The following is a 24,065-nucleotide window of genomic DNA, read 5'->3' on the forward strand; positions in this document are numbered from 1 at the left end:
ATGAGGCTAATGTGTACATTCACCAACCAATCTTACAGTTGAAGAGACATTGGTTATGTAGCATTTAGGCTAACTAAGTTGGTGAAAGGAAGATGGCGGTAAGAAATTTGTTGTTTATGCAGCCACAAAAGAGCGTGTTCCGGCTCGTGTTCATACGGATCAAAATAAAACCTACAACATACTATGGCCTTAGCAAAAATTTTATGGGTGGACGATGAGATCGAAAGTTTACAAAGCCAGAAGATCTTTTTAGAAAATAAGGGTTACGAGGTACAGACTTTGACCAATGGTTTTGACGCTGTAGAGTATGTGAAGGAAAATGAAGTGGATGTAGTGTTGATGGATGAAAGTATGCCAGGTCTTACTGGTCTTGAAACACTGGCGCAGATAAAAGAAGTAAACAGCGCCATTCCAGTGGTGCTCATCACAAAAAATGAAACAGAAAACCTGATGGACGAAGCCATTGGGAACGAGATAAGCGATTATTTGATAAAGCCGGTTAACCCTAACCAGGTTTGGCTAAGCCTAAAAAAGATAATAGATAATCGCCGGCTGGTAGCAGAGAAAACAACTACAGCTTACCAGCAACAGTTCAGGCATCTGTTCATGGCGCTGAATAACAATCCCGATTACAACGACTGGATGGACATTTATAAAAAGTTGGTGTATTGGGAGCTGGAAATGGAAAAGAGCGATAGCCCTGAGATGCAGGAGATACTACAAAGTCAAAAGCAGGAGGCTAATACTGAGTTCTTCAAGTTTGTGAGTAGGAATTATGCATCTTGGGTTGATCCAAAGAATCCTGCACCGGTAATGAGCCACAACCTGCTGCAGTTTAAAGTGCTGCCACACGTAGAAAAAGGAGTTCCAACTTTTTTCTTATTGATCGATAACCTTCGCTTTGATCAATGGAAAGCAATACAGCCAATGTTCACCGAGAACTTCCGCATACTGGAAGAAGAAACATTCTATAGCATTTTACCAACCGCTACGCAGTATTCGCGCAATGCCATTTTCTCAGGACTGCTGCCCATGGATATTGAAAAGCAATTCCCGGTAGAATGGAAAAATGATGATGAACAGGGTGGAAAGAACCTGTATGAAGAAACGTTCTTCAAGGGCTTGCTGAAGCGATTGAGAAAAGAGATGAAGTATAGCTACACCAAAGTGGTAAATAACAATGATGGTCTTCAACTGGTGAATAATATTCATAACCTGATGGGCAACGACCTGAATATTATTATTTACAATTTTGTAGATATGCTTAGCCATGCTCGCACCGAAATGGAAGTGCTGAAAGAGCTTGCTGGTGATGAGATCAGTTACCGCAGCATTACCCGCAGTTGGTTCGAACACTCACCACTTAACCAGGCGTTGAAAAAGATTGCTGATAAAAAGGTAAACCTTATAGTGGCAACAGATCATGGAACGGTAAAGGTGAAGACACCTTATAAAGTGATAGGAGATAAAGCAACTACAACCAACCTGCGCTATAAGCATGGCCGCAACCTGAATTATGAACCAAAGGATGTGCTTGCATTTAAAGATCCGCGGCAGGCAGGATTGCCGGTGCCTAATGTTAACTCATCGTACATCTTTGCCAAAGAAGATGGCTTCTTATGCTATCCCAATAACTACAATCACTTTGTGAACTATTACCGAAATACATTTCAGCATGGTGGCGTAAGTATGGAAGAGATGATCGTTCCAATTATCAAGATGACAAGCAAGGTCTAAATACGAGGTGGGAACTACGAGGTACGAAGGAGAAGTACGAAATAAGAAGAACAAGGTGCGAAGTTGAAATACACGTTGATTTTTTAATTTGTACGAAGCAGGAAATTTGAAATAACTGAGGCCGAAGTGAAAAATTGGAAGTGCGTACGATGATACATAAGGTAGGAGATGTGGAAGACAAAGTAAAATAATCATAGGAGTTCGACGCCGGTGTTATCGTACCTCGTACTTCTTACCTCCCACTTGTGCTGTGGATAAAACGTTCATTGTTCCGCCACCCCCTATGGTACATTTGTAAAAACGAAAAAGAGCCTGTTTAAGGCGTGTGAAGGATATGAAATACAACCAGTCGACACTAAATAAGATTGAAAAAATAATGCAGGAGAGCGAATATGTTATCCGCTATGAGCGGGGTACATTTCAAAGTGGTTATTGCATTTTAGAGTCTAAGAAAGTTGTAGTGCTGAATAAATTTCTACAGGTAGAAGGTCGAATAAATACATTGATAGAATTGCTGCCGCAACTGGTTATCAATTATGACCAGTTGACCCATGAATCGCAAAAGATGTACGACGACCTGATGAAAAAATCTAAAGTAGAAACCGGGGATACAGAATAAAGTCGATTTCCTCGTTCAAAATTTTCATGATGTTTTTCCAGTAGGTTTGTAAACTGTGACCACACCACCATTAACCATAACTTTCCTTGGTACAGGCACCAGTACTGGTGTACCCATGGTTGGTTGTAGTTGTTCAGTTTGTCTTTCACATGATAGAAATGATAAGCGCCTTCGCAGCAGCATACTGGTGCAGTCACCTACCACAACCATTGTTGTAGATACTACTCCTGACTTTCGCTACCAAATGCTACGAGCCAATGTACAAGAGCTCGATGCTGTTCTTATCACTCATTCTCACAAAGACCATGTTGGAGGTATAGACGACACCCGGCCTTTCCAGTTTTTCAATAACAGGCCAACCGAGGTGTATGGAAGTAAAATGTCATTGGAAGGAATCCGAAATGAGATCCCTTATGCTTTCCAGGAATTGAAGTACCCCGGCATTCCAAAAGTGACCCTGCATGAGGTAGGCGAGGAGCTGTTTTACATTGGAGATATTCCTATTGAACCCATACATGTATGGCATCATAAGATGCCGGTAATGGGTTTTAGGTTTGGAAATTTTACCTATATAACCGATGCCAACAGGATAGATGAGGCAGAGAAAGAAAAGGTAAAAGGTAGTGAGATTATTGTTTTAAATGCTTTGCGAAAAGAAGCACATATTTCTCATTTCACCCTGCAAGAGGCAGTTGACCTTGTACACGAGCTAAAAATTCCACAGGCTTATTTCACGCATATCAGTCACCAGCTTGGGCTTCACCAGCAAATAATGAGCGAACTTCCAGCAGCTGTTGCTCTTGCATATGATGGATTGAAGCTATATATTTAAATCCCGGCTGCTTTTATCCCCCGCATTATTCACCTGAAAATGCTTTCGTTATGCAACGTAAGTGGCAGGTTTTTGTAAAAGACTACCTTACCTTTTCCCGCAAGGATAGGATTAGCTTATTGATCATTTTGATCCTGGGTGTTGTCATCTATTTTTCTCCCCGGTATTTTAAGAAGAAGCGGGAGCCATATAGCCATGCCCAATTTCAGCAGGAACTATCACAGCTTAAGATCACCATTGATAGCAGCCGGTCATTTACAGCAAGAAGATATGATGATGATGATCACGATGGACATTTTACTACTACACCTTATCGTAAAGAGCCTGCTGTAAAAGGAGAGCTCTTTGCTTTCGATCCAAACACATTGGATGAAGCTGGTTGGAAAAGACTGGGTCTGCGTGAAAGAACCATTCAAACCATCATGAAGTTCACTGGTAAAGGTTTTAAGTTTCGGCAGCCGGAAGACATCCGGAAAATATACGGGTTGCGCACTGATGAAGCAGACAGGCTGATACCTTACATCCGAATAGCAGACAATGGCAATTCGACCTTTGGAAAACAAGAAACACCTGTTTCTACTGCCTCCTTTACTTCAAGGCCAACTATCGCCAATGTTCCAAGAACAATAGATATAAACGAAGCAGATACAACTGCACTCATTGCACTTCCGGGGATAGGTAGCAAACTGGCAGCACGTATTATTAATTTCAGGGATAAGCTTGGTGGATTTGCGAGGGTAGAACAGGTAGCTGAAACTTACGCACTTCCTGATTCTACTTACATGAAAATAAAGGACAGGCTGGTATGCAGGAACCCGAACCTAAGAACCTTCAACATTAATCAGGCTGATGTAAACCTGCTGAAGTCACATCCTTACCTGAAGTGGAATATTGCCAATGCTATTGTTGCTTACCGGCAGCAGCATGGTTCGTTCAAGAAGATTGAAGACCTGAAAAAGATAGACATCATCTCTAACGAATTGTTCGATAAGCTGGCGCCATACGTGGTGGTTGCAGAGCAATAAAGGTTGCATCAGCCACATGTATTAAATTTTGAACACCAGGTTGTTCTAATCTCTTGCAGTTGAACTTCCGCAAGGGTATTCCACTATTTTTGCCGCTCACTAACGATTGATAAATGAATTTTGAAACATCTGAACTGACGCTGCAGGTTGCACAAACTGCGCGTGATTATGCCTTGCAGCACATTAAGCCCCACGTTATGGAGTGGGACGAAACACAACAATTCCCTGTTCATATTTTTAAGCAGCTAGGTCAACTAGGTCTCATGGGTGTATTGGTGCCGGAGGAGTATGGCGGCTCCGGTCTTTCTTACTATGAGTATAATGCCGTAATACAGGAGATATCGAAAGTTTGTGGATCGATAGGACTGAGTGTGGCTGCACATAATTCATTGTGCACCGGCCATATAATGTTGTTTGGCAATGAAGATCAAAAGCAGAGATACCTGCCAAAATTAGCTTCTGCAGAATACCTGGGTGCATGGGGACTTACCGAACCAAACACAGGCAGCGATGCAGGAAATATGAAAACAACTGCAGTACGCGATGGCGATGATTGGGTGCTGAATGGTACTAAAAGCTGGATCACGCATGGTATAAGCGGAGATGTAGCTGTAGTGATCTGCCGTACAGGCGAACCTCGTACCAGTGGCAACAGCACAGCATTTATTGTAGAAAGAGGAATGGCAGGTTTTGCTGGAGGTAAAAAAGAAAATAAACTAGGAATGCGCGCCAGCGAAACTGCAGAAATGATCTTCGACAATTGCCGTATCAGCGATGCGCAGCGGCTAGGTGAAGTAGGAGATGGATTCCGCCAGGCCATGAAGGTTTTAGATGGCGGCCGTATTTCTATTGCAGCATTGAGTATTGGTATAGCACGTGGTGCATACGAAGCTGCCCTTCAGTATTCAAAAGAGCGCTACCAATTCGATCAGCCGATATCAAATTTCCAGGGAATTAGTTTCAAGCTAGCAGATATGGCTACTGAAATAGAGGCAGCCGAATTACTTACGCAGCAAGCATGCGACCTGAAAATGCGCGGTGAAAAAATGACCCGGCAGGCTGCTATGGCTAAATATTATGCAAGTGAGGTAGCTGTAAGAGTTTCTACCGATGCAGTGCAGGTTTTTGGTGGCTACGGCTATACAAAAGATTTTCCTGTAGAAAAACATTACCGCGATAGCAAACTTTGTACAATAGGAGAGGGAACAAGCGAAGTGCAAAAACTGGTAATAGCAAGGGAAGTTCTGCACTAGATCCTCTAGATGAATTTTTCTAAAACTATCGGAGAATAACAAGATAATAAAAGGGAAGCTGTTGCTTCCCTTTCTTATTCAATCACTTCTGTCCAAAGCCGCCGAAACCGCCAAGGTTTCCTAAACCAGTACCGCCGGTATCATTTCCGCCACCTGATTTGAACATGTTCTCTACTGCTCCTTCAAGCATTGGAAATTTTTCTTTTACAAAACCTGCGATAGCTTCTACAGCTTTTTGCGCTTGTTCTGGCGAAATGCCTGCTTGAGCCGCTACGCGTTCTACTATTTCATTCATATAGATTGTTTTCGGCTAAAATAAAAGAATGATACCAGTATTGAAACACACAATGATTTTCATTTAGTAAAACAAAAAAGCGCAGTGGTAATCTGCGTTTTTTTAAATATGTAAAACAATAGCTTAAGCTACTTTCAGCATACTCATCTTGCTCCTGCTAAATTGACGCTCAGCATATTCCATAGTAATGTGTAGGTCCTTCTGTCCAGAAGTTGGTAGTTCGTACATGGCCTCTACAAAAATGCTTTCGCAGATACTGCGTAAACCACGTGCGCCTAGTTTATATTCCATGGCTTTGGTAACCATAAAATCATATACGTCTGAGTCGATTGTTAGATGTATACCTTCAATTTCGAACAGGCGGTGGTACTGCTTTATAATGCTGTTCCTAGGCTCAGTAAGTATAGCACGAAGTGTTTCTGCATCCAAAGGATTAAGATGTGTAACCACAGGCAGACGACCCAGCAATTCCGGGATAAGGCCAAATGATTTCAGGTCTTGTGCATTGATGAACTGCAGCAGGTTCTTTTTCTGGTACTCCTGCATATCCTTATTTACATTGAAACCAATCGCGTTAGTATTCACTCTCCTGGCTATCACTTTGTCAATGCCATCAAAAGCACCACCGCAAATGAACAGGATGTTCTGAGTGTTCACCTTTATCATCTTTTGTTCAGGATGCTTACGTCCTCCTTGAGGTGGTACAAGCACTTCTGTACCTTCCAGCATTTTCAATAAACCTTGTTGTACACCCTCGCCACTAACGTCACGGGTTATAGATGGGTTATCGCCTTTGCGTGCGATCTTATCTATCTCATCTATATAAACTATACCTCTTTCTGCAGCATTTACATCGTAATTACAGTTTTGCAGCAAACGTGTTAGCATGCTCTCCACATCTTCACCTACATAACCTGCTTCGGTAAATACAGTAGCATCTACAATGGCAAATGGAACATTCAGCAAACGGGCAATGGTTTTAGCCAGTAAGGTCTTACCCGTACCGGTTTCACCTACCATAACAATATTGCTTTTTTCAATCTCGATTTCAGAGTCAGATTGTTTGTACTGGAGTCTTTTGTAGTGATTGTAAACAGCAACAGCTAACACTTTTTTAGCGTCGTCTTGTCCTATTATATATTCATCCAAAAACTTCTTTATCTCGGTAGGTTTACGGACAGTAAGTTTAAAGGAAGTTGGCTGGCTCTCAGTCTTTAGCTGGAGTTCTTGTGCAATGATCTCCTGTGCATGCTCTACGCAATTTTCACAGATGTGCCCATCTTGACCAGCAATAAGGATCTTAACCTCATCACGGCTTCTTCCACAAAACGAACAATGTAAATGACTTTGTTTTGCCATGTTTATATACTTCAAATGCATTTGCCACAAATACGCGGCCATGCAGGGTTATCAGGTTATTTGAGTTACGAGTCCGCAAAAATAAAAAACCGCTGCCATAGTGACCTGCTTTATTTTGCAGGTAGCATAGCAGCGGCTTTAAATTAACTAAATATCTACAGTTTCTCTAATATACTATCAGCTATACCGTATTCTACGGCCTCTTTTGCATCCATCCAGTAGTCGCGGTCAAAGTCTTTCATGATCTGTTCGAACGATTTATCGCAATTTTCAGCCAGTATCCTTGCGCCTAATTCTTTTGTCTTCTGCGTTTGAATAGCTTGTATCTCAAGGTCTGCACTTGTACCCTGGTAGTAGCCGCCAAGACTAGGCTGGTGTATCATTACCTCGCCATGAGGGAAAATTGAACGTTTTCCTTTGACGCCGGCACTCAATATAATAGAGCCCATACTCGCAGCAAGGCCCATACAAATAGTGCTTACAGGCGAGCTGATCATACGCATGGTATCATAGATTACCATACCGCTGGTTACTACTCCACCCGGACTGTTGATGTAAAATTTGATCTCTTCTCCTGGCTTATCGCTTTCTAATAAAAGGAGTTTGGTAACAATGTCACGTGCACTTTTATCATCTACTACGCCCCAGAGGTATACAGCCCTTTTTTCAAAAAATTGCTTTTCTAGTTTTTTGGCCAATACTTTCGTTTCAGGCGAGGTAGAAGTATCTTCTTTTGGTTTCTCGTCGTCCTCATCCATCACAAATGGATTTACTATATATTTTGAAGTGATCATTTATAGAAGGTTATTTAAGTAATTCAAAAAATGAGTTAGTCTTTCTTCTGCTTGCGAGGATTGGTTAGCAATACCTCATCAACAAGGCCATATTGTTTTGCTTCTTCGGCGCTCATCCAGAAATCGCGGTCGCTGTCTTTGGCTACCTGCTCCGGATCTTTATCCGAATGAAAAGCAATGATCTCATATAGTTCCTGCTTTATCTTCTTTATTTCATTCACAGTTATCAGGATGTCGCTGGCTTGTCCACCAATGCCACCACTTGGCTGGTGCATCATTACACGTGCATGCTTTAGGGCAGTACGCTTACCTTTTACACCGGCACACATCAATACTGCACCCATGCTGGCAGCAATCCCGGTACAAATGGTTGATACATCCGGTCCAATGAATTGCATGGTATCGTAAATACCCAAACCTGCGTACACGCTACCACCCGGGCTATTAATGTACATCTGGATGTCGCGGCTGCGATCCGTGCTTTCTAGGAAAAGAAGCTGGGCTGTAACAATGTTGGCAACATAATCATTGATGCCTTCGCCCAGGAAAATGATACGATCCATCATTAGCCGGCTGAATACATCCATGCTAGCTACGTTCAATGGTCTTTCTTCTATGATGTAAGGAGTAAGGTTGGTTACCTGGTGTTGTGTAAAATTATGCAGTGTGGCGCTGCTAATTCCGCGGCCTTTCACAGCAAATTTTTCAAATTCATTTCCAAAATTCATTTATAAACGATTTATTGAAGTGAAGATAAGTGTTGTTATTTAATAGATTAAGCCGTAGTTCAAATAGCATGCAAAATGAAATTTGCGCCATAATAGCATAAGGTGGCAGTAGAAGAATTCAACATAATCACTCATTCCACCTTTTTTCGGCAGTGATGCAGGGTACAAAAAAATAAGGCCAGACTATGTCTGGCCTTAACTTATCGTGTAGTGAGTTCTTTAAAATTAGATGCTCATCAAACAGCTACTTAACATTAGTGAGCATGATTATGCTGCATAGCTGCCAGTTGCTCAGGCGTCACTGTGTCTTCCTGTACATTTACCTGCCCTTCCAATATTCCAAAGATTTTGGTGGTCTGTAGCTGGTAGTAAGTGTTCTCAATGAACTTCTGATCCTTCAGCATGCTGTCAGCATAGCTATCGAGCCATGGTGCTTCGTCCAGGCTTTGAACGCCCATGTAGCCCATGATCTGCTGCTTCGCAAAATCTTTTATTTCCTGTGGCTCTACCTGCACATTGTGCTGTTGCATCAACTGCTGGCTTATCAGCGACCACTTTAATGAATTGGCAAAAGAAGGATACTCCTGCTCTGCCTGTTCGGCAGTCTTGGGCTCTTCGCCACCTTTTTCCATCCAGCGCTTTAGGAAAGCTTCTGGAAAATCGATGTGTGTATGGTCTACCAGCGCGTGGTATATCTGGTCGTGTAGTTGGTTGCGGCTTTGCGCATCAAAATGTGCCTGCAGGTCTTCACGAACAGCTTTACGCAGGTCGTCTTCGTTCACCACATTTCTGCCAGGATAAGCAGCGGTAAAGAAATCTTCTGTCATTTCGGCCTTCTCTACCAGTCCTACTTTTGAAATATTCAATTTGAAATGTTTATCACCGGCAGTAGCATCATCTTTCAATCCAAGATCGCTCTGTATCCACTCTCTTTCTTTCTCATCAAAAGCTTCGTTTAGCGTAAGCTGGATTGAATCATCTTTCTTTTTGCCCATTACCTGGCTGCGGAAGGCTTCAGCAAAATATTTTACCAGAACAGAGTTGCCTTTGTTGATGCCACCTTCTATTTCATTTCCTTCTGCGTCGGTCTCTACAAAAGTTACATTTAGCACGATGTCTTCGCTATTCACTTCTTCAGGCTCAGTCATTTTCCCATGACGGGTTTGAAGACGCTCTACTTCGGCATCAATCATCTCATCAGTTACCTGCACCTTGTGACGGACAACAGAAATGTTAGATGGGTTGATATCGATAACAGGCTTCAGACCTACTTCAAATGCAAAAGAATAATCAGCAGGATTGTTCATATCCAGCTGGCGTGCATCATTATCTAAAGGAAGCGGCTGGGCAAATATGTCCAGCTTCTCCTGTGTCATATAGTTGTTCAGTTCTTTTTCTACAGAGCGTAATACTTCATCTGTGAACACGCTGCTACCGTACATCTTTTTAACCATGCTGGTAGGAACCATTCCTTTTCTGAATCCAGGGATGTTAGCAGTTTTTGCGTACTTCTTCAGCGATTGCTCGAAGGCTGGCAAGTAATCTTCTTTGGAAAGTGTAACGGTTATCTTGTCGTTCAGCAGTCCTATGTTTTCTCTTGAAACAGTAGCCATACTACTTTTATTTTTTTGAATAATTAATGCCACCGGTAAACACCGGCAGACCGAATTTTCGGGCTGCGAAGGTAAGTGTTAGTATGGGAAAAAGTGCAGGTAATGCTGCAGGCTATGGATTATAACGAAAATCATTTATAGAAAATGAAGTAGTGGGTATTGCAAAACCTGGAAATAAGGTGGTTATTGATGCTTCTACTGTTTGTTCGAAAACAAGGGGAAACAAAAAACCCGGTTGCAAGAACCGGGTTTAGAGTGCGGATGATAGGAGTCGAACCTACACGCCTCGCGGCGCCAGATCCTAAGTCTGGTGCGTCTGCCAATTTCGCCACATCCGCAGCGGGTGGCAAAAGTAGGAGAATCCGAAAAACGAACAGCATTTTTTTTAAAAAAAGTTTCAGAACGTTATTTCACGTCTTTTATCTGCTTATCGAACCAGAAAGTGCCAAAGGGTAAAAAGGCAGCTACAAAGGCTATAGCCACCATCTTGAATGAGATCTTCTTTTGCAAGTACACAAAGAAGGCTGCGGCAATAAAAGCGATGAACAGCACCCCGTGCGCCCATCCCACCCATTTCACCATCAAAGGCATATCTGCCAGATATTTAAGCGGCATGGCTATAAACAGCAGCACCAGCAGTGAAATGCCTTCTGCAATGCCTGTTAATCTTAATCTTCCTATTGCTGTAGATAAATTCATGCGGCAAATATGCGGCAAATAGTATCTCAAGAATGGTTAAAAACTTGCTGAAGAACCGCCTATTCAAGTATATCGTTAACACCTTGTAAGAAAAGCAATGCTGCTGTTTCCGTAAATTCGTAGCTACAATGGCAGAAGAAACAGTACCCACAGCGCCTGTGGTGGCAAAATATAATTTGACGGAAGAGCAGGAGAAGAAGGAGATACTTCGGCATTATCGCGCATTACTAAGGGCTTTACGTCCTAAAATCAAAAAAGGCGATAAAGAGATGGTGCGCCATGCTTTCGAAATGGCTGCCGATGCGCATAAAACTATGCGTCGCAAAAGCGGCGAGCCATACATTCTTCACCCCATAGCTGTGGCTATGATATGTGTTGAAGAAATAGGTTTGGGTGTAAGAAGTACCATCTGCGCGCTTCTTCACGACACAGTTGAGGATACTGAGATCTCTCTTGAAGATGTGGAGCGGGGATTCGGTCACGAGATCTCACGCATTGTAGATGGTTTGACCAAAATTTCCAATGTAATAGACACCAACACCAGCCAGCAGGCTGAGAACTTCAAAAAGATACTACTTACACTTACTGACGATCCTCGGGTTATACTAATAAAACTAGCTGACAGGCTGCACAACATGCGCACCATGGACAGCATGAAGCGCGAAAAGCAGCTGAAGATCTCCAGTGAAACGGTGTGGGTTTATGCGCCACTTGCGCACCGGATGGGGCTTTACAATATCAAGACGGAGCTGGAAGACCTTGCCATGAAATACATGGAGCCGGAAACGTACAAAGAGATTGCGCAAAAGCTGGCTGAGACCAAACGTGAACGTACTCGATATATCAATGAGTTCATACGACCCATAAAAGAGAAGCTGCAGCGTGGCCAGTTCAACTTTGAGATATATGGCAGGCCTAAAAGCATCCATTCTATCTGGAATAAGATGAAGAAGAAAGGCGTTGCTTTCCAGGAAGTGTATGACCTTTTTGCTATCCGTATCATTCTTAATTCACCTGCTTTTCGCGAAAAAGAAGATTGCTGGAAGGTTTACTCCATCATCACGGATGAGTATACGCCTTCACCAGAAAGACTACGCGATTGGTTGAGCAATCCTAAGAGCAATGGATACGAAGCCTTGCATACAACGGTTATGGGCCCGCAGGGTAAATGGGTGGAGGTGCAGATTCGCACCAAGCGGATGAATGAAATAGCTGAAAAAGGTCTGGCTGCGCATTACAAGTACAAAGAAGGCAATTCAGAAGAAGATCGTTTCGACAAATGGTTTGGGCAGATACGTGAGGTGCTTACGAGCCAGGATACAGATAGTGTAGATTTCCTGCAGGATTTCAAGGTGAGTTTCCTTGCAGAGGAAATTTACGTTTACACACCTAAAGGTGATGTGAAAATGCTTCCGATTGGAAGTACTGCTTTAGACTTTGCCTTCAGCATACATAGTGCGGTAGGTAGTAAATGTATTGGAGCAAAGATCAATCACAAGCTGGTGCCAATCAGCCACAAATTGCGCAGTGGCGACCAGGTAGAGATCATTACAAGTAATAAACAAAAACCCTCTGACGATTGGCTGAACATTGTAGTAACAGCCAAGGCTAAGAGTAAGATTAAAGATGCGCTTAAAGAAGAGAGACGCAGCATAGCTGAAGAGGGTAAATATATTCTGCAGCGTAAGCTGGATGGTATGGGCGCTGCCTACCAGCAGCATAATATTGATGTGCTGGTTTCTTATTACAAATACAATTCTCAGCTTGATTTTTTTTACGAAATAGCCGTAAAGAAAAATGACCTGCGTGAGCTGAAAGAATTCAATGTTCTAGGTGATAAGCTGGAGCCACCAAAGCCAGTAAAGCAAATACAGGAAATATCTGTAGAGCAGCCAACGCATTACAGCAAAAAAGATTCGGAACTCATCATTTTTGGCGAGAGCTCCGACAAGATCATGTATTCTCTCGCCAAATGTTGTAATCCTATTCCCGGTGATGACGTTTTTGGTTTTGTAAGTACAGGTAAAGGTTTGATAATTCACCGCACCAACTGCCCTAATGCTACCAGCCTGATGGCTAACTATGGCCACAGGGTGGTAAAGACAAAGTGGGCCAAGAACAAAGAGATCAGCTTCCTTACCGGGCTCAAGATCATTGGAATGGATGACGTAGGCGTGGTGAATAAGATAACAACCATCATTTCCGGCGACCTGCGGATAAATATTTCTGCACTTACGATTGAATCAAGGGAAGGTCTTTTTGAAGGAACCATTAAAGTATTTGTACACGACAAGGAAGAACTGGAAGAGTTGGTTGACAGGCTGAAAACACTGGATGGCATCCATACTGTGGATCGTTTTGATACGGAATAGCAGGCAGAGCTGGCTGCAGTGTTGAAGCGGCCGCTTAAGGATTATCAACTGCTGTTTTCAAGCAATTCGGTTGAAGTCCTCAGCTGTCATAGGAAGTCCTACCAGTCATTTTTCGTCTCTTCTCAGTTGTTCCAATATTTCCCATTTCATTCCACTACTTTTGCGGCTCTTAAATAAAACTCCCAATGGTTGATGTAATACTTGGTTTACAATGGGGCGATGAGGGTAAAGGAAAGATCGTAGATTACTTTGCTCCAGGTTACGATATAGTAGCCCGTTTCCAGGGTGGACCAAACGCAGGACATACTTTGTATGTAGAAGATAAAAAGGTTGTACTGCACCAAATTCCTTCAGGTATATTTCACCAAAACACGATAAACCTGATTGGTGGTGGTGTGGTGCTCGATCCTGTTACGCTTCGTAAAGAATGTGCTCTGGTAGAGTCGTTCGGAATAGATGTAAAGAAGAACTTGTACATCTCTCAACGTACCAATATCATTGTTCCTACACATCGTGCTTTAGATAAAGCTTCTGAGACTTCGAAAGGCACAGATAAAATAGGAAGTACTTTGAAAGGTATTGGACCTGCATACATGGATAAAACAGGCCGCAATGCCATCCGTGTTGGCGATATCCTGGATAAAAGCTTTATCACGAACTATATCAAACTAAGGCTGAAGCACCAGAAGTTGCTGGATAATTTCCATTTCAATGAAGACATTTCTGATTGGGAAGATGAATTCTTTGAAGCCATAGAATTTTTGCGCACTTTGAATATTGTAAACACAGAGTACTACGTTAATAACCAGATCAAGGACGGCAAGAAAGTACTGGCAGAAGGAGCACAGGGAAGTATGCTGGATATAGACTTTGGAACATTCCCATTCGTTACTTCATCTAATACAATTTCTGCTGGTGTATGTACCGGTTTGGGTATTGCTCCGCAAAAAATAAACGAGGTAATGGGCGTAACGAAGGCTTACTGCACCCGTGTAGGAAGCGGTCCTTTCCCAACAGAACTATTTGATGAAACAGGCGAGGAGCTTAGAAAAATAGGAAGCGAATTTGGTGCTACTACCGGCCGTCCACGCCGCTGCGGATGGATGGATCTTGTGGCACTGCAATATGCCTGCATGATCAATGGTGTTACCAAAGTGATCATGACAAAAGCAGATGTACTTGACTCTTTCAAAGAGCTGAACATGTGTACATCTTATATTGTCAATGGTACACCAACCACTGAAGTTCCTTACCAGATATCGAAGGCAAAAGTGGAGCCTGTGTACGAGCAGTTTGAAGGATGGAATACAGACACCACTGCTATAAAAGATACTGCTGCTTTGCCGGCAACCATGCATTCATATGTCAAGTATATCAACGAGTTTGTTGGTGCACCTGTAAAATATGTTTCTAACGGTCCCGGACGCGATCAGATAGTGGAACTATAACAGCCTTTACAAGTGCCTGCATGAGAAAGGCGTTTGGAAAAGATATTTACCAGCAACTGCTGAACTTATTTGGCAGAAACCAAAACAGTTTGAAAATTTACTTATAAATCTTATTTAGAAAATGGCAACTAAATCTGATAATAAAACCAATACTACCGGCATATCAACAGAATTTGAAAATGTTGATTTACTAATGGCTCCAAAAAATAAATCGTTATTAGGCGAAGAGCAGGAGATCGATGTGCTGGATGATCCGGCATTTGAATTTTTAAATGCTATAAAAAATGCTAAGTCTGCTGATGAAGAGGAAGACGATGACGACGTAGCAGAGGAAGAAGCAGACGAATGGGAAAAGCCGGAGGAAGACGATGATTGGGATCCTGACTTTGATGAATTTGACCTGCCTAAATCTGGTAAAAAGGCCGGCGGTAAAAAATCAGCGGACGATGATGAAGACTTCAAGATTGATGATGAGTTCAAAGATCTTTTTGCAGGGTCTTCTTCTGATTTTGATGATGAAGACGATGATTTTTAATCAACCGTGATAAGAAGATTTTACGATTTTCCTGTAGAACATGTGCAGGATATAAAACTGAAAATGTTGAGCTGGGCTAACCGGTTCAACATTTGTTGTTTTTTAGACAACCAGCAATACCGCCTGCCACATCATTCAGAAGAATGCCTGGTAGGAGTGGGTGTCCTGAAACACTTTGAACCAGCCGAAGATTTCCTATATTCTCTTTCTTCATTTTGCTCCGCTGCCGCTGATTACATCTTTGGCCACTTTAGCTACGACTGTAAGAATTATCTTGAACCGCTTACTTCTTCTCATCCTGATGGAATAGGTTTTCCTGATGCTTTTCTTTTTGTTCCGCAAGTGGTTCTACGCCTGCACCAGCAGCAGTTACAAATAGGTGTAACAATCGATGATGCTGCCACCATTTTCAAGGAAATACTGGAAGAGGAGTTTCCTATAAAAGCTTTGCCTGCTGTTAAGCTGCTGCCACGCATAGAACACGCAGCGTACTTGGCAATAATAGAGCAGCTAAAGCAGCATATAAAGCGTGGCGACTGCTATGAGATCAACTTCTGCCAGGAGTTCTACAGCCATCATGTTGTGCTTGATCCAGTGCAGGTATACCAGCGTTTACAGGAGGTATCTCCCAATCCTTTTTCTGCGTATTACCGGGTAAATGACAAATACCTGGCTTGTGCCAGCCCTGAGCGTTATGTACGTAAAGAAGGCAAACGGATCATTTCTCAGCCAATAAAAGGCACTGCGCCTCGTAATCATGAAGATAAAACAGCCGATGACGCCAATAAACAACGGCTGTTAAGCACACAGAAAGAGCGCAGTGAAAATGTAATGATAGTAGACCTGGTGCGAAATGACCTGGCAAAAATTTGCACACAGGGTTCTGTAAAGGTAGAGGAGCTGCTTGGCCTCTATTCTTTTCCAAATGTGCACCAGATGATCTCTACTATATCTGGCACCTTGCCTCCATCTGTAGGTATTGCAGAAGTATTAGCTGCTACCTTTCCAATGGGTAGCATGACCGGTGCTCCTAAGCGGCGGGTGCTGGAACTGGTGGAGCAATATGAAAAGACGAAGCGCGGTATTTTCTCCGGTACAGTAGGCTATATTTCGCCTGCTGGTGATTTTGACTTCAACGTGGTTATAAGAAGTATAATGTACAATAGTAGCAGCAAATACCTTTCTTACCAAGTTGGTGGCGGTATAACATACCTAAGCGATCCGCAACAGGAATACGAGGAGTGCCTGCTAAAAGCGCAAGCAATTGAAAAAGTGCTTTCCGAAAAATAAAAGAGGCTACCCGTAGGCAGCCTCATAAAAAATCATCAACACCAATTATTGACCAGCAGAAAAAGCATTTGATGAATTGATCATAAACTGAACTGATTCGTTCAGAATGTTGTTTTTCTTGCTTGAGAACATATTTACCTTCTCCTTAGGGAGACGGAGGTTGTAGCTATTTCCCATCGACAAAACCTTGTCGAATTGCGGGTTCATCTTATTGAATTCCGTGACTTCCATCCCTAGTTGTTTAGCAACTACAAGCGAATTGTACTTGCCACTGATCTCTACTATAGAAGTATTAGCATCTTCTACAGGCTGAAGAGCAGCTACCGGCTTTACGGCCTTCAATTCGGCAGCAGTCATTGTAGTCAGGCCGCCGTTGCCTTCCAGCACATAGTGCGTACCTATGAACTTCTTCACGTGGTTACGGGTTTCCAGGGGCAGGTAAGCTTGTAGCTCCCAGAAGTTGGTGCTCCCGCTTTTCCTGATTGCCTGGCGCATTCTTCCTGCACCGCAATTATAGGCTGCCACCACAAGGATCCAGTCGTTGAACTGGCCGTAGAGTTCTTTTAGAATTTTAGCAGCTGCGTGGGTGCTCTTGAGGAAATTAGTTCTTTCGTCTACTTTACCACCTACTTTCAAGCCCATACGCCTGGCTTCAGAAGCCATTATCTGCCATGGACCAACCGCACCAGCTACAGATACCACATTTGGTTGTAGCTGCGATTCTATTACAGAAAGGTATTTCAGTTCTTTAGGAACATCATATTTGCTCAGGATACCATCATACATGTCAAAGTATGGTTTGCCCCATACTCGCATTTTCTCAAGGGCGGTTCCACGCTTTTGTATATAATCTTGTACAAAAGGAACAGCTTTAGGGTTTAGCTGAGAGATGTAAGGTTTAGCAGGGTCGAAAGTGCTGGCAGAAAACAGGCTTTTAAATCCATCTTTAGTTTGGCCTGATTCTTTGGGGTTTTTATTGTCAGTATCGTTGGTTGCACTTTTGAAAGCGATTGTTACGATACCAAGGGTTACAATAATTAAACTGACTGCTATAGATTTTACAAGCCGACGTAGCTTAACAAGGAGGTTCACATTTTTCATGAATAGCATTACGAATGTTTAGTTAATGAAATCGGGTTTGAAGCAGCTTTGGTTGAGCCTTTGGCTTTGGTAAGAACTTAGATTTTACCTTCTTTCAGATCCATCATCTGTTTGGCGAAGGCCAGCAAAGGTAGGTCATTGTGCCGAGAAGTCATCACCTGCAAGCCAAAGGGCAGGTTGTCGGCGGTTTTGAATAGTGGGATAGAAATAGCAGGAATTCCTACCAAATTAGCATACACCGTATAGATATCAGCAAGGAACATTTCAACCGGGTCTTTCTTTTCTCCCAGCTTGAAAGCAGGAGAGGGAACAGTGGGTAGTAGTATGGCGTCGTATTGTTGAAATATCGTATCCGTCTGCGTCTTTAGAAGCTGCCTAACCTGTTGGGCTTTAGTAAAGTAGGCGTCGTAGTAACCGGCGCTCAAAACGAAGGTTCCAAGTAAGATTCTGCGCTTCACTTCCGCGCCAAAACCTTCGCTTCTTACACCTTTATAAGCTTCGCTGATGTCGGTAATTGAGTGGGAAAATTTCTTCCCAAAACGTACCCCGTCATACCTCGAAAGGTTGCTACTAGCCTCTGCAGTTGTTAAAATATAATAAGTAGGAATAATGTAGTCAAGTAGTTCAAAATCAATAGCTTCTACTGTATGTCCAGCAGCTGTTAAAATTTCTGTAAAGGAATTTACATGGGTAGAAATTTCACCATTTAAGCTGGGATGTTCAAGCGCATTTTTGAAGTAGCAATACCGTTGTTTTTGCTCGCCAATTTCTACAGGATAAGAAATGGTGGCGGGTTTTTGAATCATGGTGCTGTCGTAGTCGTCTGCACCACTTATTGTATCCAGCACAAGTGCTACATCATCTACTGTGTTGGCAAAAATGCCGATCTGGTCGAACGAAGATGCGTAAGCAATTAAGCCATACCTGGAAATGGTGCCGTAGGTAGGTTTAAAACCAACTACACCACAAAAATCCGCTGGCTGTCGTACTGATCCTCCTGTATCGCTGCCCAAGCTTACCATGCACATACCTGCCTGTACAGCTACGGCTGATCCTCCTGATGAGCCTCCCGGTACACGTGTGAGATCTGCAGCATTTAGTACCGGTCCAAAAGCCGAATTTTCGTTGCTGCTACCCATGGCAAACTCGTCGCAGTTTTGCCGGCCTATGATGATGGCATCTTCGTGTAGCAATCTTTCGGTAGCAGTAGCATTATATATAGAGGTGTATTCAGCCAGGATAGCAGAAGCAGCAGAGACTTTATGGCCGGTAAAGCATATAACGTCTTTAAGTCCTACAACTACGCCATGTAAAGCACCTATACCTTCGCCGGCTGATCGTTTTTCATCCAGCTGCCTTGCCCGGGCCAGCGCTTCCTCTTCATACACCTCCAACCACGCGTTCAGGTGCTGATGTTCTTTGATTTGCTGTAAATAAAAAAGAACGGCATCCACGCAAGTGGTAGTACCGTTCTTCAATTCGTTTATATACCTAGTAATGGTGCTAAAGCTAAACAACCTGCAGCCTTTTAAAATTAAGATGGCTGAGTAGGAGTAGTAGAAGTAGTAGTCGTAGACGCTTTCACCTCATTTTCGTTCATTCCTTCTTCTATTTCTCTCTTTACATTCGATTTTGCATCGTTGAATTCGCGAATGCCTCTTCCAATGCCACGCATAAATTCAGGGATCTTTCTACCGCCAAAAAGAATAAGGATGGCCAAAACAATTAGTATCCACTCACTTCCACCAGGCATTCCTATAAATAGGTTCGTCATAATTCAGACAATTTAGATTACAAAAATAGGCTTATAAAGTTGTTTTTACAGCCACTGCTCTTAAAATACGTATAAAGTGACGCTATGGTTCAAATAAAAAAACGGAAACCTTCGGCTTCCGTTCAAGTATTTAACTACCAGTAGATTAATATCTTTTTTCTTTAATCCTTGCACTCTTACCGCTTCTTTCGCGCAGGTAAAACAGTTTAGCACGACGAACCTTACCTACTTTGTGAAGTACGATTGATTCAATGTTTGGTGAGTTCACAGGGAACAGACGCTCTACACCTACGCCATCAGATATTTTACGAACAGTGAAAGTAGCAGTAGCTCCCTGGCCCTGGCGCTTGATCACGTCTCCTTTAAAAGACTGGATCCTTTCCTTGTTTCCTTCAATAATCTTATAATTTACGGTAACGTTGTCACCGGCTTTAAATTTAGGCACCTGTTTGGTAGCAGTCAACTGCTCATGCACGTAAGCTACAGCGTTCATATCAAAATATTTTTGCGGAGTGCGAAGGTAAGGGTGAAGCTTTTAATTTCAAAAACTAATTTCATCTTTTTAGCATTCCCTTCGCTTCTGATGGTTTAGATGCTGCAAACCTACGACATCTAAAGGCAGTTTAGTGGCGATACAAATAATAAGGCCCATTTTTAGGCGAGAAGCAATTAAGTGATACTGGCTTTCCGAAAAAATAATCTCTTACAGCCTTGTATTCTTCCTGTTGTTTATGGTAATTATCAAAAATAATCACCCCGCCCAGCACCAGTCTTGGATAAAAGAATTCAAGTGAGGTGGTTGTCATTTCGTAATTGTCGAGGTCAATGTTCAGGTAAGAGATCTTCAGTTCAGGATTTTCTATTAGGTATGCAGCTATGGAGTCGTCTACGTGCCCCGGAATGAACTCTATATCTTCTGCATTTGCCTTCCGCATCATCGCCTGTTGATTATCCTTGATTGCGATCCCTACATTCTTAATCTTCAGGTTCAATAAAGGATCTGGTATATGCTGGTTGGTATAACTAAACTTTTCAAATGCTATCATGTGACGGTTCTGTGATGGCTTCATGGCTTGTTTCAGTGCCATGAATCTTACAAAACCTTCTTCTGCAGCAATTCCACATTTTACGATGCTTCCATTGAGGGACGCAACCTGTTTGTATATTTCTACGTGAGCAAGTAATTTACCAGACTTATTGCGGGGCGTGACCAGGGGCAAAAGAACTTTGTCCTTATCTGATGGAAATGCAACAAATGACTTCATAAACGCAATTGTTTCCGAAAGGGGGATTAATGTTTCAGACAATTGGCTGATCAATGAATACGGATGGCTTTGGAGAAAATATTGGATGAGCGGCAGTGAAAGCTGCGGCATAGTTAGTATGACTGCACCTTTATGAAATCAGTTGCATAAGTAGCCTATATACGCAAAAAACCACCGCAAAGGCGGTGGTTCACATTAAGTTGAGGTTAATTACCTGGCTATATTCACAGCACGTTTTTCTCTTATCACTGTCACTTTTATCTGGCCCGGGTAAGTCATTTCAGTTTGTATCTTCTGCGCTATTTCAAAGCTAAGCTTGTCGCTATCGTTATCCGTTACCTTATCGGCTTCTACTATTACGCGTAGTTCTCTTCCTGCCTGGATGGCGTAAGCTTTCTCTACTCCCTGGTAGCCCAGAGCAAGTGTTTCCAGTTCTTTTATGCGCTGCAGGTACTGCTGCATGATTTCGCGACGTGCGCCCGGCCTTGCACCGCTAATAGCATCACAAGCTTGTATAATAGGCGAGATAACATATTGCATCTCCATTTCATCGTGGTGAGCACCAATGGCATTTACCACTGCAGGATTTTCGCCATACTTTTCTGCCAGCTTAGCACCAAGTAATGCGTGGCTCAGTTCTGTTTCTTCGTCAGGTACTTTACCAATATCGTGAAGCAGCCCGGCTCTTTTAGCCAGTTTTGGATTCATGCCTAGTTCGCTTGCCATAAGGCCACAAAGGTTTGCAACTTCCCGGCTGTGCATCAGCAGGTTTTGTCCATAAGAAGAACGGAACCTCATTTTACCTACGATACGTACCAGCTCTTTGTGAAGGCCATGAATACCTAATTCTATAACGGTGCGCTCACCGATCTCCATAATTTGTTCTTCCAGTTGCTTCCTTGTTTTCTCCACCACCTCTTCTATACGTGCAGGGTGAATACGGCCATCTGAAATAAGGCGCTGTAGAGAGAGACGTGCGATCTCCCTACGAAGCGGATCGAAAGAAGAAAGTACAATTGCTTCAGGGGTATCATCTACTATCAGGTCTACCCCGGTGGCAGCTTCTATAGCACGTATATTTCTACCTTCTCTACCAATGATCTGCCCTTTAATCTCATCTGTTTCCAGGTTGAAAACAGTAATGGCATTTTCTATAGCTTGTTCGGCGGCTGTCCTTTGGATAGTTTGTATAATGATCTTCCTTGCTTCCTTGTTAGCCTTCTGCTTAGCGTCGTCCAGTATTTCTTGTTGCAAGCCAAGGGCACGTGTATGTGCTTCCTGCTTCAGGCTTTCTATCAGTTGATTCTTTGCTTCTTCAGCAGTAAGTCCAGCAATTTTTTCTAAGCGGCGAATATGTTCCTCTTGGTGTTTTTCCAGTTCTGTGCGTTTCTGGTTTACTACCTCTATCTGCCTGTTCAGGTTTTCTTTTATCGCCTCATTCTCCTTCAGCTGCTTTTCAAGATTATTCTCTTTTTGATTGATGCTAACTTCTTTTTGCTTAAGCCTGTTCTCAACATCGCTGATCTTACGATTACGGTCCAGTACCTCTTTATCGTGCTCACTCTTTAGCTGTACAAACTTTTCTTTCGCTTCCAGTATTTTCTCTTTCTTCAGCGTTTCTGCCTGGAGCTGTGCATCTGAAATAATTTTTTGAGCTTGTTGTTCTGCTTCTTCTACTTGTTTACGGGTATCTTTTGCAAATACGAATTTTCCTATTATTACTCCTACAATCACTCCTGCTACGACTGCGATTATGGATATTATGATCGGATCCATGCTATAGTTGTTTTTTATTGGTTATAATGTCCCATCCCAAATCAGATTTTTGATTTTGTAATTGAATGAGGTGTAAGGGGGCGAAGATAATTATAATAGGTGATAAAAAACGGTAGCTAAAACCGCTCGTTTTTGCAAGAAAATCCTGCAACAATTCCTTCTAATTAAGCCAGTTAGAATCTATTTTTCTTTTTAATTAGAAATATTTTTTCTGAAGTTGGAATGCAAGAATACCTGCATATTTAAAATAATAAATACCTGCTGGTTGAAAATACAAGCTGTTATATATAGAGATAAAATTGATAAGGTTTTTGCGCGTACACAAGTCGGTTCATTTTGTTTAAATGGTTCTCCTTCAGTGGGTTTTGTGTATCAACGGATGCATCCTTTCTTCTTGTAGTACCATCTTTTCTGTTATCCTCCAATATCTTCTTGAATAGCCGCTAAGCTGATACCCGCATTTATTCCTTTTAAATTTTTATGTATGAAAAGATTCTTTAACGGAATCCTTTTTGCACTGCTTATCTCAGGCTGTACCAAACAAGCAGATGTACAAGTGGCCAACAACAGTAATCAACAACTAGTGTTGAAAAACCCTAATATTTCTGTGGTTAATGTAAGTGCGTCACAATCGGGGAATAAGCAGGTGACATTGAAATTTGCAACTGAGTACGAAAAGAACTTACAAAGTATAGAAGTTTTAGCCGGTTCTGATGAAACTTTGTTTTGCCAGATATACGTAGAGTATAAAGATCAAAATTCTGTGCAAGTAAAAAATTATACAGTGGTTGATAATGATCCTAAAGGAGCAACTCCTACTTATATGATCAAGTATACCACTACAACTGGGTCCTGGTTTTGTTCTTCAGTTTATAAAGTAAATATGAAGTAAAGCTGGTCCGTATCCTACATGGGCTCCTGTACTAACAGGAGCTTTTTTAATTTTCAAGCGATTTGGTGATCAGCTCTTCCAGCCGTTGCAGTTTATTAATGGCTTCAGAATTATTAACCGGTGCGGTGGTAGATGGTTTCTGCAGTTCGGTAGCAAACCACAACAGTACCATAGCCACATAATCCTGCATATCCTTGCCAGAGAACTCCATGCGGTACTCAACAATCTTCTCATTGATCATCTTCATGGTCCGTCGTACCATCTCCTCGTCCTCAGGCTCAATCTTAAGCCGGTAACTGCGGTCAGCAATCAAGATGTTTACAGGAATCAGGTTATCATTTTCAGCCATATTGAAACTTTAAGCCTGGAGCAGTGCAAGGCATTTGTCAATTTCTTTCAGGTACGAGTTAATCCTTTTCTCCAGCTCTTTTTTAGAGGTATCGTTTTCAGTAAGTGAATGGATCTTCATCACAGATATAGTCTGCGCCAGTTCATTTGACTTTTGCACCTGCACCTGTAACTGATGTTGCAAAGCCAGTTTATCTTCCTGCAAACGCTGCACTTCGCGCTGCGATTGCCGGTACTCTTTCAGCAATTGCTGCACTTTTGCTTCTATACGTTTTACTTGTTCGTCCAGGCTTTGCATCTGCCTAATTTC

Annotated in this window: 24 protein-coding genes and 1 tRNA gene; 10 read left to right on the forward strand and 15 right to left on the reverse strand. The window is 42.4% G+C overall.

Features of this window, described 5'->3' with window-relative positions; translation table 11 throughout:
* Positions 1-183: 183 nt before the first annotated feature.
* The 5 genes from porX to J4N22_RS02810 all read left to right on the forward strand — a co-directional run bounded on the left by porX (position 184) and on the right by J4N22_RS02810 (position 5,466).
* Positions 184-1,737: a T9SS response regulator signal transducer PorX gene (porX, locus tag J4N22_RS02790; RefSeq protein ID WP_207492191.1), complete on the forward strand. Its 1,554-nt coding sequence runs from the start codon at positions 184-186 to the stop codon at positions 1,735-1,737.
* A 334-nt stretch (positions 1,738-2,071) separates the two neighbouring features.
* On the forward strand, positions 2,072-2,356 hold the full coding sequence (locus J4N22_RS02795; protein ID WP_207494571.1) for a hypothetical protein: 285 nt from the start codon (positions 2,072-2,074) through the stop codon (positions 2,354-2,356).
* A 55-nt stretch (positions 2,357-2,411) separates the two neighbouring features.
* A complete protein-coding gene (locus J4N22_RS02800) occupies positions 2,412-3,188 on the forward strand; it encodes an MBL fold metallo-hydrolase (RefSeq protein ID WP_207492192.1) in 777 nt (258 codons plus the stop codon).
* 50 nt (positions 3,189-3,238) lie between these two features.
* Positions 3,239-4,213, forward strand: a complete 975-nt coding sequence (locus tag J4N22_RS02805; RefSeq protein ID WP_207492193.1) for a ComEA family DNA-binding protein — start codon at positions 3,239-3,241, stop codon at positions 4,211-4,213.
* 113 nt (positions 4,214-4,326) lie between these two features.
* A complete protein-coding gene (locus tag J4N22_RS02810; protein WP_207492194.1) occupies positions 4,327-5,466 on the forward strand; it encodes an acyl-CoA dehydrogenase family protein in 1,140 nt (379 codons plus the stop codon).
* Positions 5,467-5,548: 82 nt separating this feature from the next.
* Here the strand turns inward: J4N22_RS02810 and J4N22_RS02815 are convergent, their stop codons facing one another.
* From J4N22_RS02815 to J4N22_RS02845, 7 genes are all read right to left on the reverse strand, one after another.
* Entirely contained in the window at positions 5,549-5,761 is a 213-nt protein-coding gene (locus J4N22_RS02815; RefSeq protein ID WP_207492195.1) for a hypothetical protein, read from the reverse strand.
* Positions 5,762-5,884: 123 nt separating this feature from the next.
* The gene (clpX, locus tag J4N22_RS02820; protein ID WP_207492196.1) at positions 5,885-7,120 is read right to left on the reverse strand and encodes an ATP-dependent Clp protease ATP-binding subunit ClpX; all 1,236 of its coding nucleotides are present in this window, start codon (positions 7,118-7,120) and stop codon (positions 5,885-5,887) included.
* A 155-nt stretch (positions 7,121-7,275) separates the two neighbouring features.
* Positions 7,276-7,914, reverse strand: a complete 639-nt coding sequence (locus tag J4N22_RS02825; RefSeq protein WP_242692028.1) for a ClpP family protease — start codon at positions 7,912-7,914, stop codon at positions 7,276-7,278.
* Positions 7,915-7,949: 35 nt separating this feature from the next.
* A complete protein-coding gene (locus J4N22_RS02830; RefSeq protein WP_207492197.1) occupies positions 7,950-8,642 on the reverse strand; it encodes a ClpP family protease in 693 nt (230 codons plus the stop codon).
* 254 nt (positions 8,643-8,896) lie between these two features.
* Positions 8,897-10,255, reverse strand: a complete 1,359-nt coding sequence (gene tig / locus J4N22_RS02835) for a trigger factor (RefSeq protein WP_207492198.1) — start codon at positions 10,253-10,255, stop codon at positions 8,897-8,899.
* Between the two features lie 256 nt (positions 10,256-10,511).
* Positions 10,512-10,593, reverse strand: a tRNA-Leu gene (locus tag J4N22_RS02840).
* Between the two features lie 67 nt (positions 10,594-10,660).
* The gene (locus tag J4N22_RS02845) at positions 10,661-10,954 is read right to left on the reverse strand and encodes a DUF3817 domain-containing protein (RefSeq protein ID WP_207492199.1); all 294 of its coding nucleotides are present in this window, start codon (positions 10,952-10,954) and stop codon (positions 10,661-10,663) included.
* Between the two features lie 128 nt (positions 10,955-11,082).
* Here J4N22_RS02845 and J4N22_RS02850 point away from each other — a divergent pair, with 128 nt between their 5' ends.
* The 4 genes from J4N22_RS02850 to J4N22_RS02865 all read left to right on the forward strand — a co-directional run bounded on the left by J4N22_RS02850 (position 11,083) and on the right by J4N22_RS02865 (position 16,599).
* The gene (locus tag J4N22_RS02850; protein ID WP_207492200.1) at positions 11,083-13,326 is read left to right on the forward strand and encodes a RelA/SpoT family protein; all 2,244 of its coding nucleotides are present in this window, start codon (positions 11,083-11,085) and stop codon (positions 13,324-13,326) included.
* Positions 13,327-13,511: 185 nt separating this feature from the next.
* On the forward strand, positions 13,512-14,774 hold the full coding sequence (locus J4N22_RS02855) for an adenylosuccinate synthase (protein ID WP_207492201.1): 1,263 nt from the start codon (positions 13,512-13,514) through the stop codon (positions 14,772-14,774).
* Positions 14,775-14,895: 121 nt separating this feature from the next.
* Positions 14,896-15,309: a hypothetical protein gene (locus J4N22_RS02860; protein WP_207492202.1), complete on the forward strand. Its 414-nt coding sequence runs from the start codon at positions 14,896-14,898 to the stop codon at positions 15,307-15,309.
* A gap of 6 nt (positions 15,310-15,315) precedes the next feature.
* Positions 15,316-16,599 (forward strand): chorismate-binding protein, encoded by a 1,284-nt coding sequence (locus tag J4N22_RS02865; RefSeq protein WP_207492203.1) that lies wholly within the window; start codon positions 15,316-15,318, stop codon positions 16,597-16,599.
* 45 nt (positions 16,600-16,644) lie between these two features.
* Here J4N22_RS02865 and J4N22_RS02870 read toward each other — a convergent pair whose 3' ends face one another.
* The 6 genes from J4N22_RS02870 to rny form a co-directional block, all read right to left on the reverse strand.
* A complete protein-coding gene (locus J4N22_RS02870) occupies positions 16,645-17,709 on the reverse strand; it encodes a lytic transglycosylase domain-containing protein (protein ID WP_207492204.1) in 1,065 nt (354 codons plus the stop codon).
* A 68-nt stretch (positions 17,710-17,777) separates the two neighbouring features.
* Complete coding sequence (gatA, locus tag J4N22_RS02875) at positions 17,778-19,178, reverse strand: Asp-tRNA(Asn)/Glu-tRNA(Gln) amidotransferase subunit GatA (protein WP_242692029.1); 1,401 nt, start codon at positions 19,176-19,178, stop codon at positions 17,778-17,780.
* Between the two features lie 56 nt (positions 19,179-19,234).
* Positions 19,235-19,474 carry a Sec-independent protein translocase subunit TatA/TatB gene (locus J4N22_RS02880; RefSeq protein WP_242692030.1) on the reverse strand — a complete coding sequence of 80 codons (240 nt, stop codon included), beginning with the start codon at positions 19,472-19,474 and terminating at the stop codon, positions 19,235-19,237.
* Positions 19,475-19,619: 145 nt separating this feature from the next.
* A complete protein-coding gene (gene rplS, locus J4N22_RS02885; RefSeq protein ID WP_207492206.1) occupies positions 19,620-19,967 on the reverse strand; it encodes a 50S ribosomal protein L19 in 348 nt (115 codons plus the stop codon).
* Between the two features lie 130 nt (positions 19,968-20,097).
* Positions 20,098-20,739: a TylF/MycF/NovP-related O-methyltransferase gene (locus tag J4N22_RS02890; protein ID WP_207492207.1), complete on the reverse strand. Its 642-nt coding sequence runs from the start codon at positions 20,737-20,739 to the stop codon at positions 20,098-20,100.
* Positions 20,740-20,949: 210 nt separating this feature from the next.
* Positions 20,950-22,515 carry a ribonuclease Y gene (gene rny, locus J4N22_RS02895; RefSeq protein WP_207492208.1) on the reverse strand — a complete coding sequence of 522 codons (1,566 nt, stop codon included), beginning with the start codon at positions 22,513-22,515 and terminating at the stop codon, positions 20,950-20,952.
* A gap of 484 nt (positions 22,516-22,999) precedes the next feature.
* On the opposite strand from rny, the gene J4N22_RS02900 reads away from it, so the two are divergent.
* The gene (locus tag J4N22_RS02900; protein WP_207492209.1) at positions 23,000-23,407 is read left to right on the forward strand and encodes a putative periplasmic lipoprotein; all 408 of its coding nucleotides are present in this window, start codon (positions 23,000-23,002) and stop codon (positions 23,405-23,407) included.
* A gap of 46 nt (positions 23,408-23,453) precedes the next feature.
* On the opposite strand, the gene J4N22_RS02905 is transcribed toward J4N22_RS02900, so the two are convergent.
* Complete coding sequence (locus J4N22_RS02905; RefSeq protein ID WP_207492210.1) at positions 23,454-23,756, reverse strand: cell division protein ZapA; 303 nt, start codon at positions 23,754-23,756, stop codon at positions 23,454-23,456.
* 9 nt (positions 23,757-23,765) lie between these two features.
* Positions 23,766-24,053: a hypothetical protein gene (locus tag J4N22_RS02910; RefSeq protein WP_207492211.1), complete on the reverse strand. Its 288-nt coding sequence runs from the start codon at positions 24,051-24,053 to the stop codon at positions 23,766-23,768.
* Between the last annotated feature and the right edge of the window lie 12 nt (positions 24,054-24,065).

This window comes from Aridibaculum aurantiacum, from assembly GCF_017355875.1.
Taxonomy (GTDB): Bacteria; Bacteroidota; Bacteroidia; order Chitinophagales; family Chitinophagaceae; genus Segetibacter; species Segetibacter aurantiacus.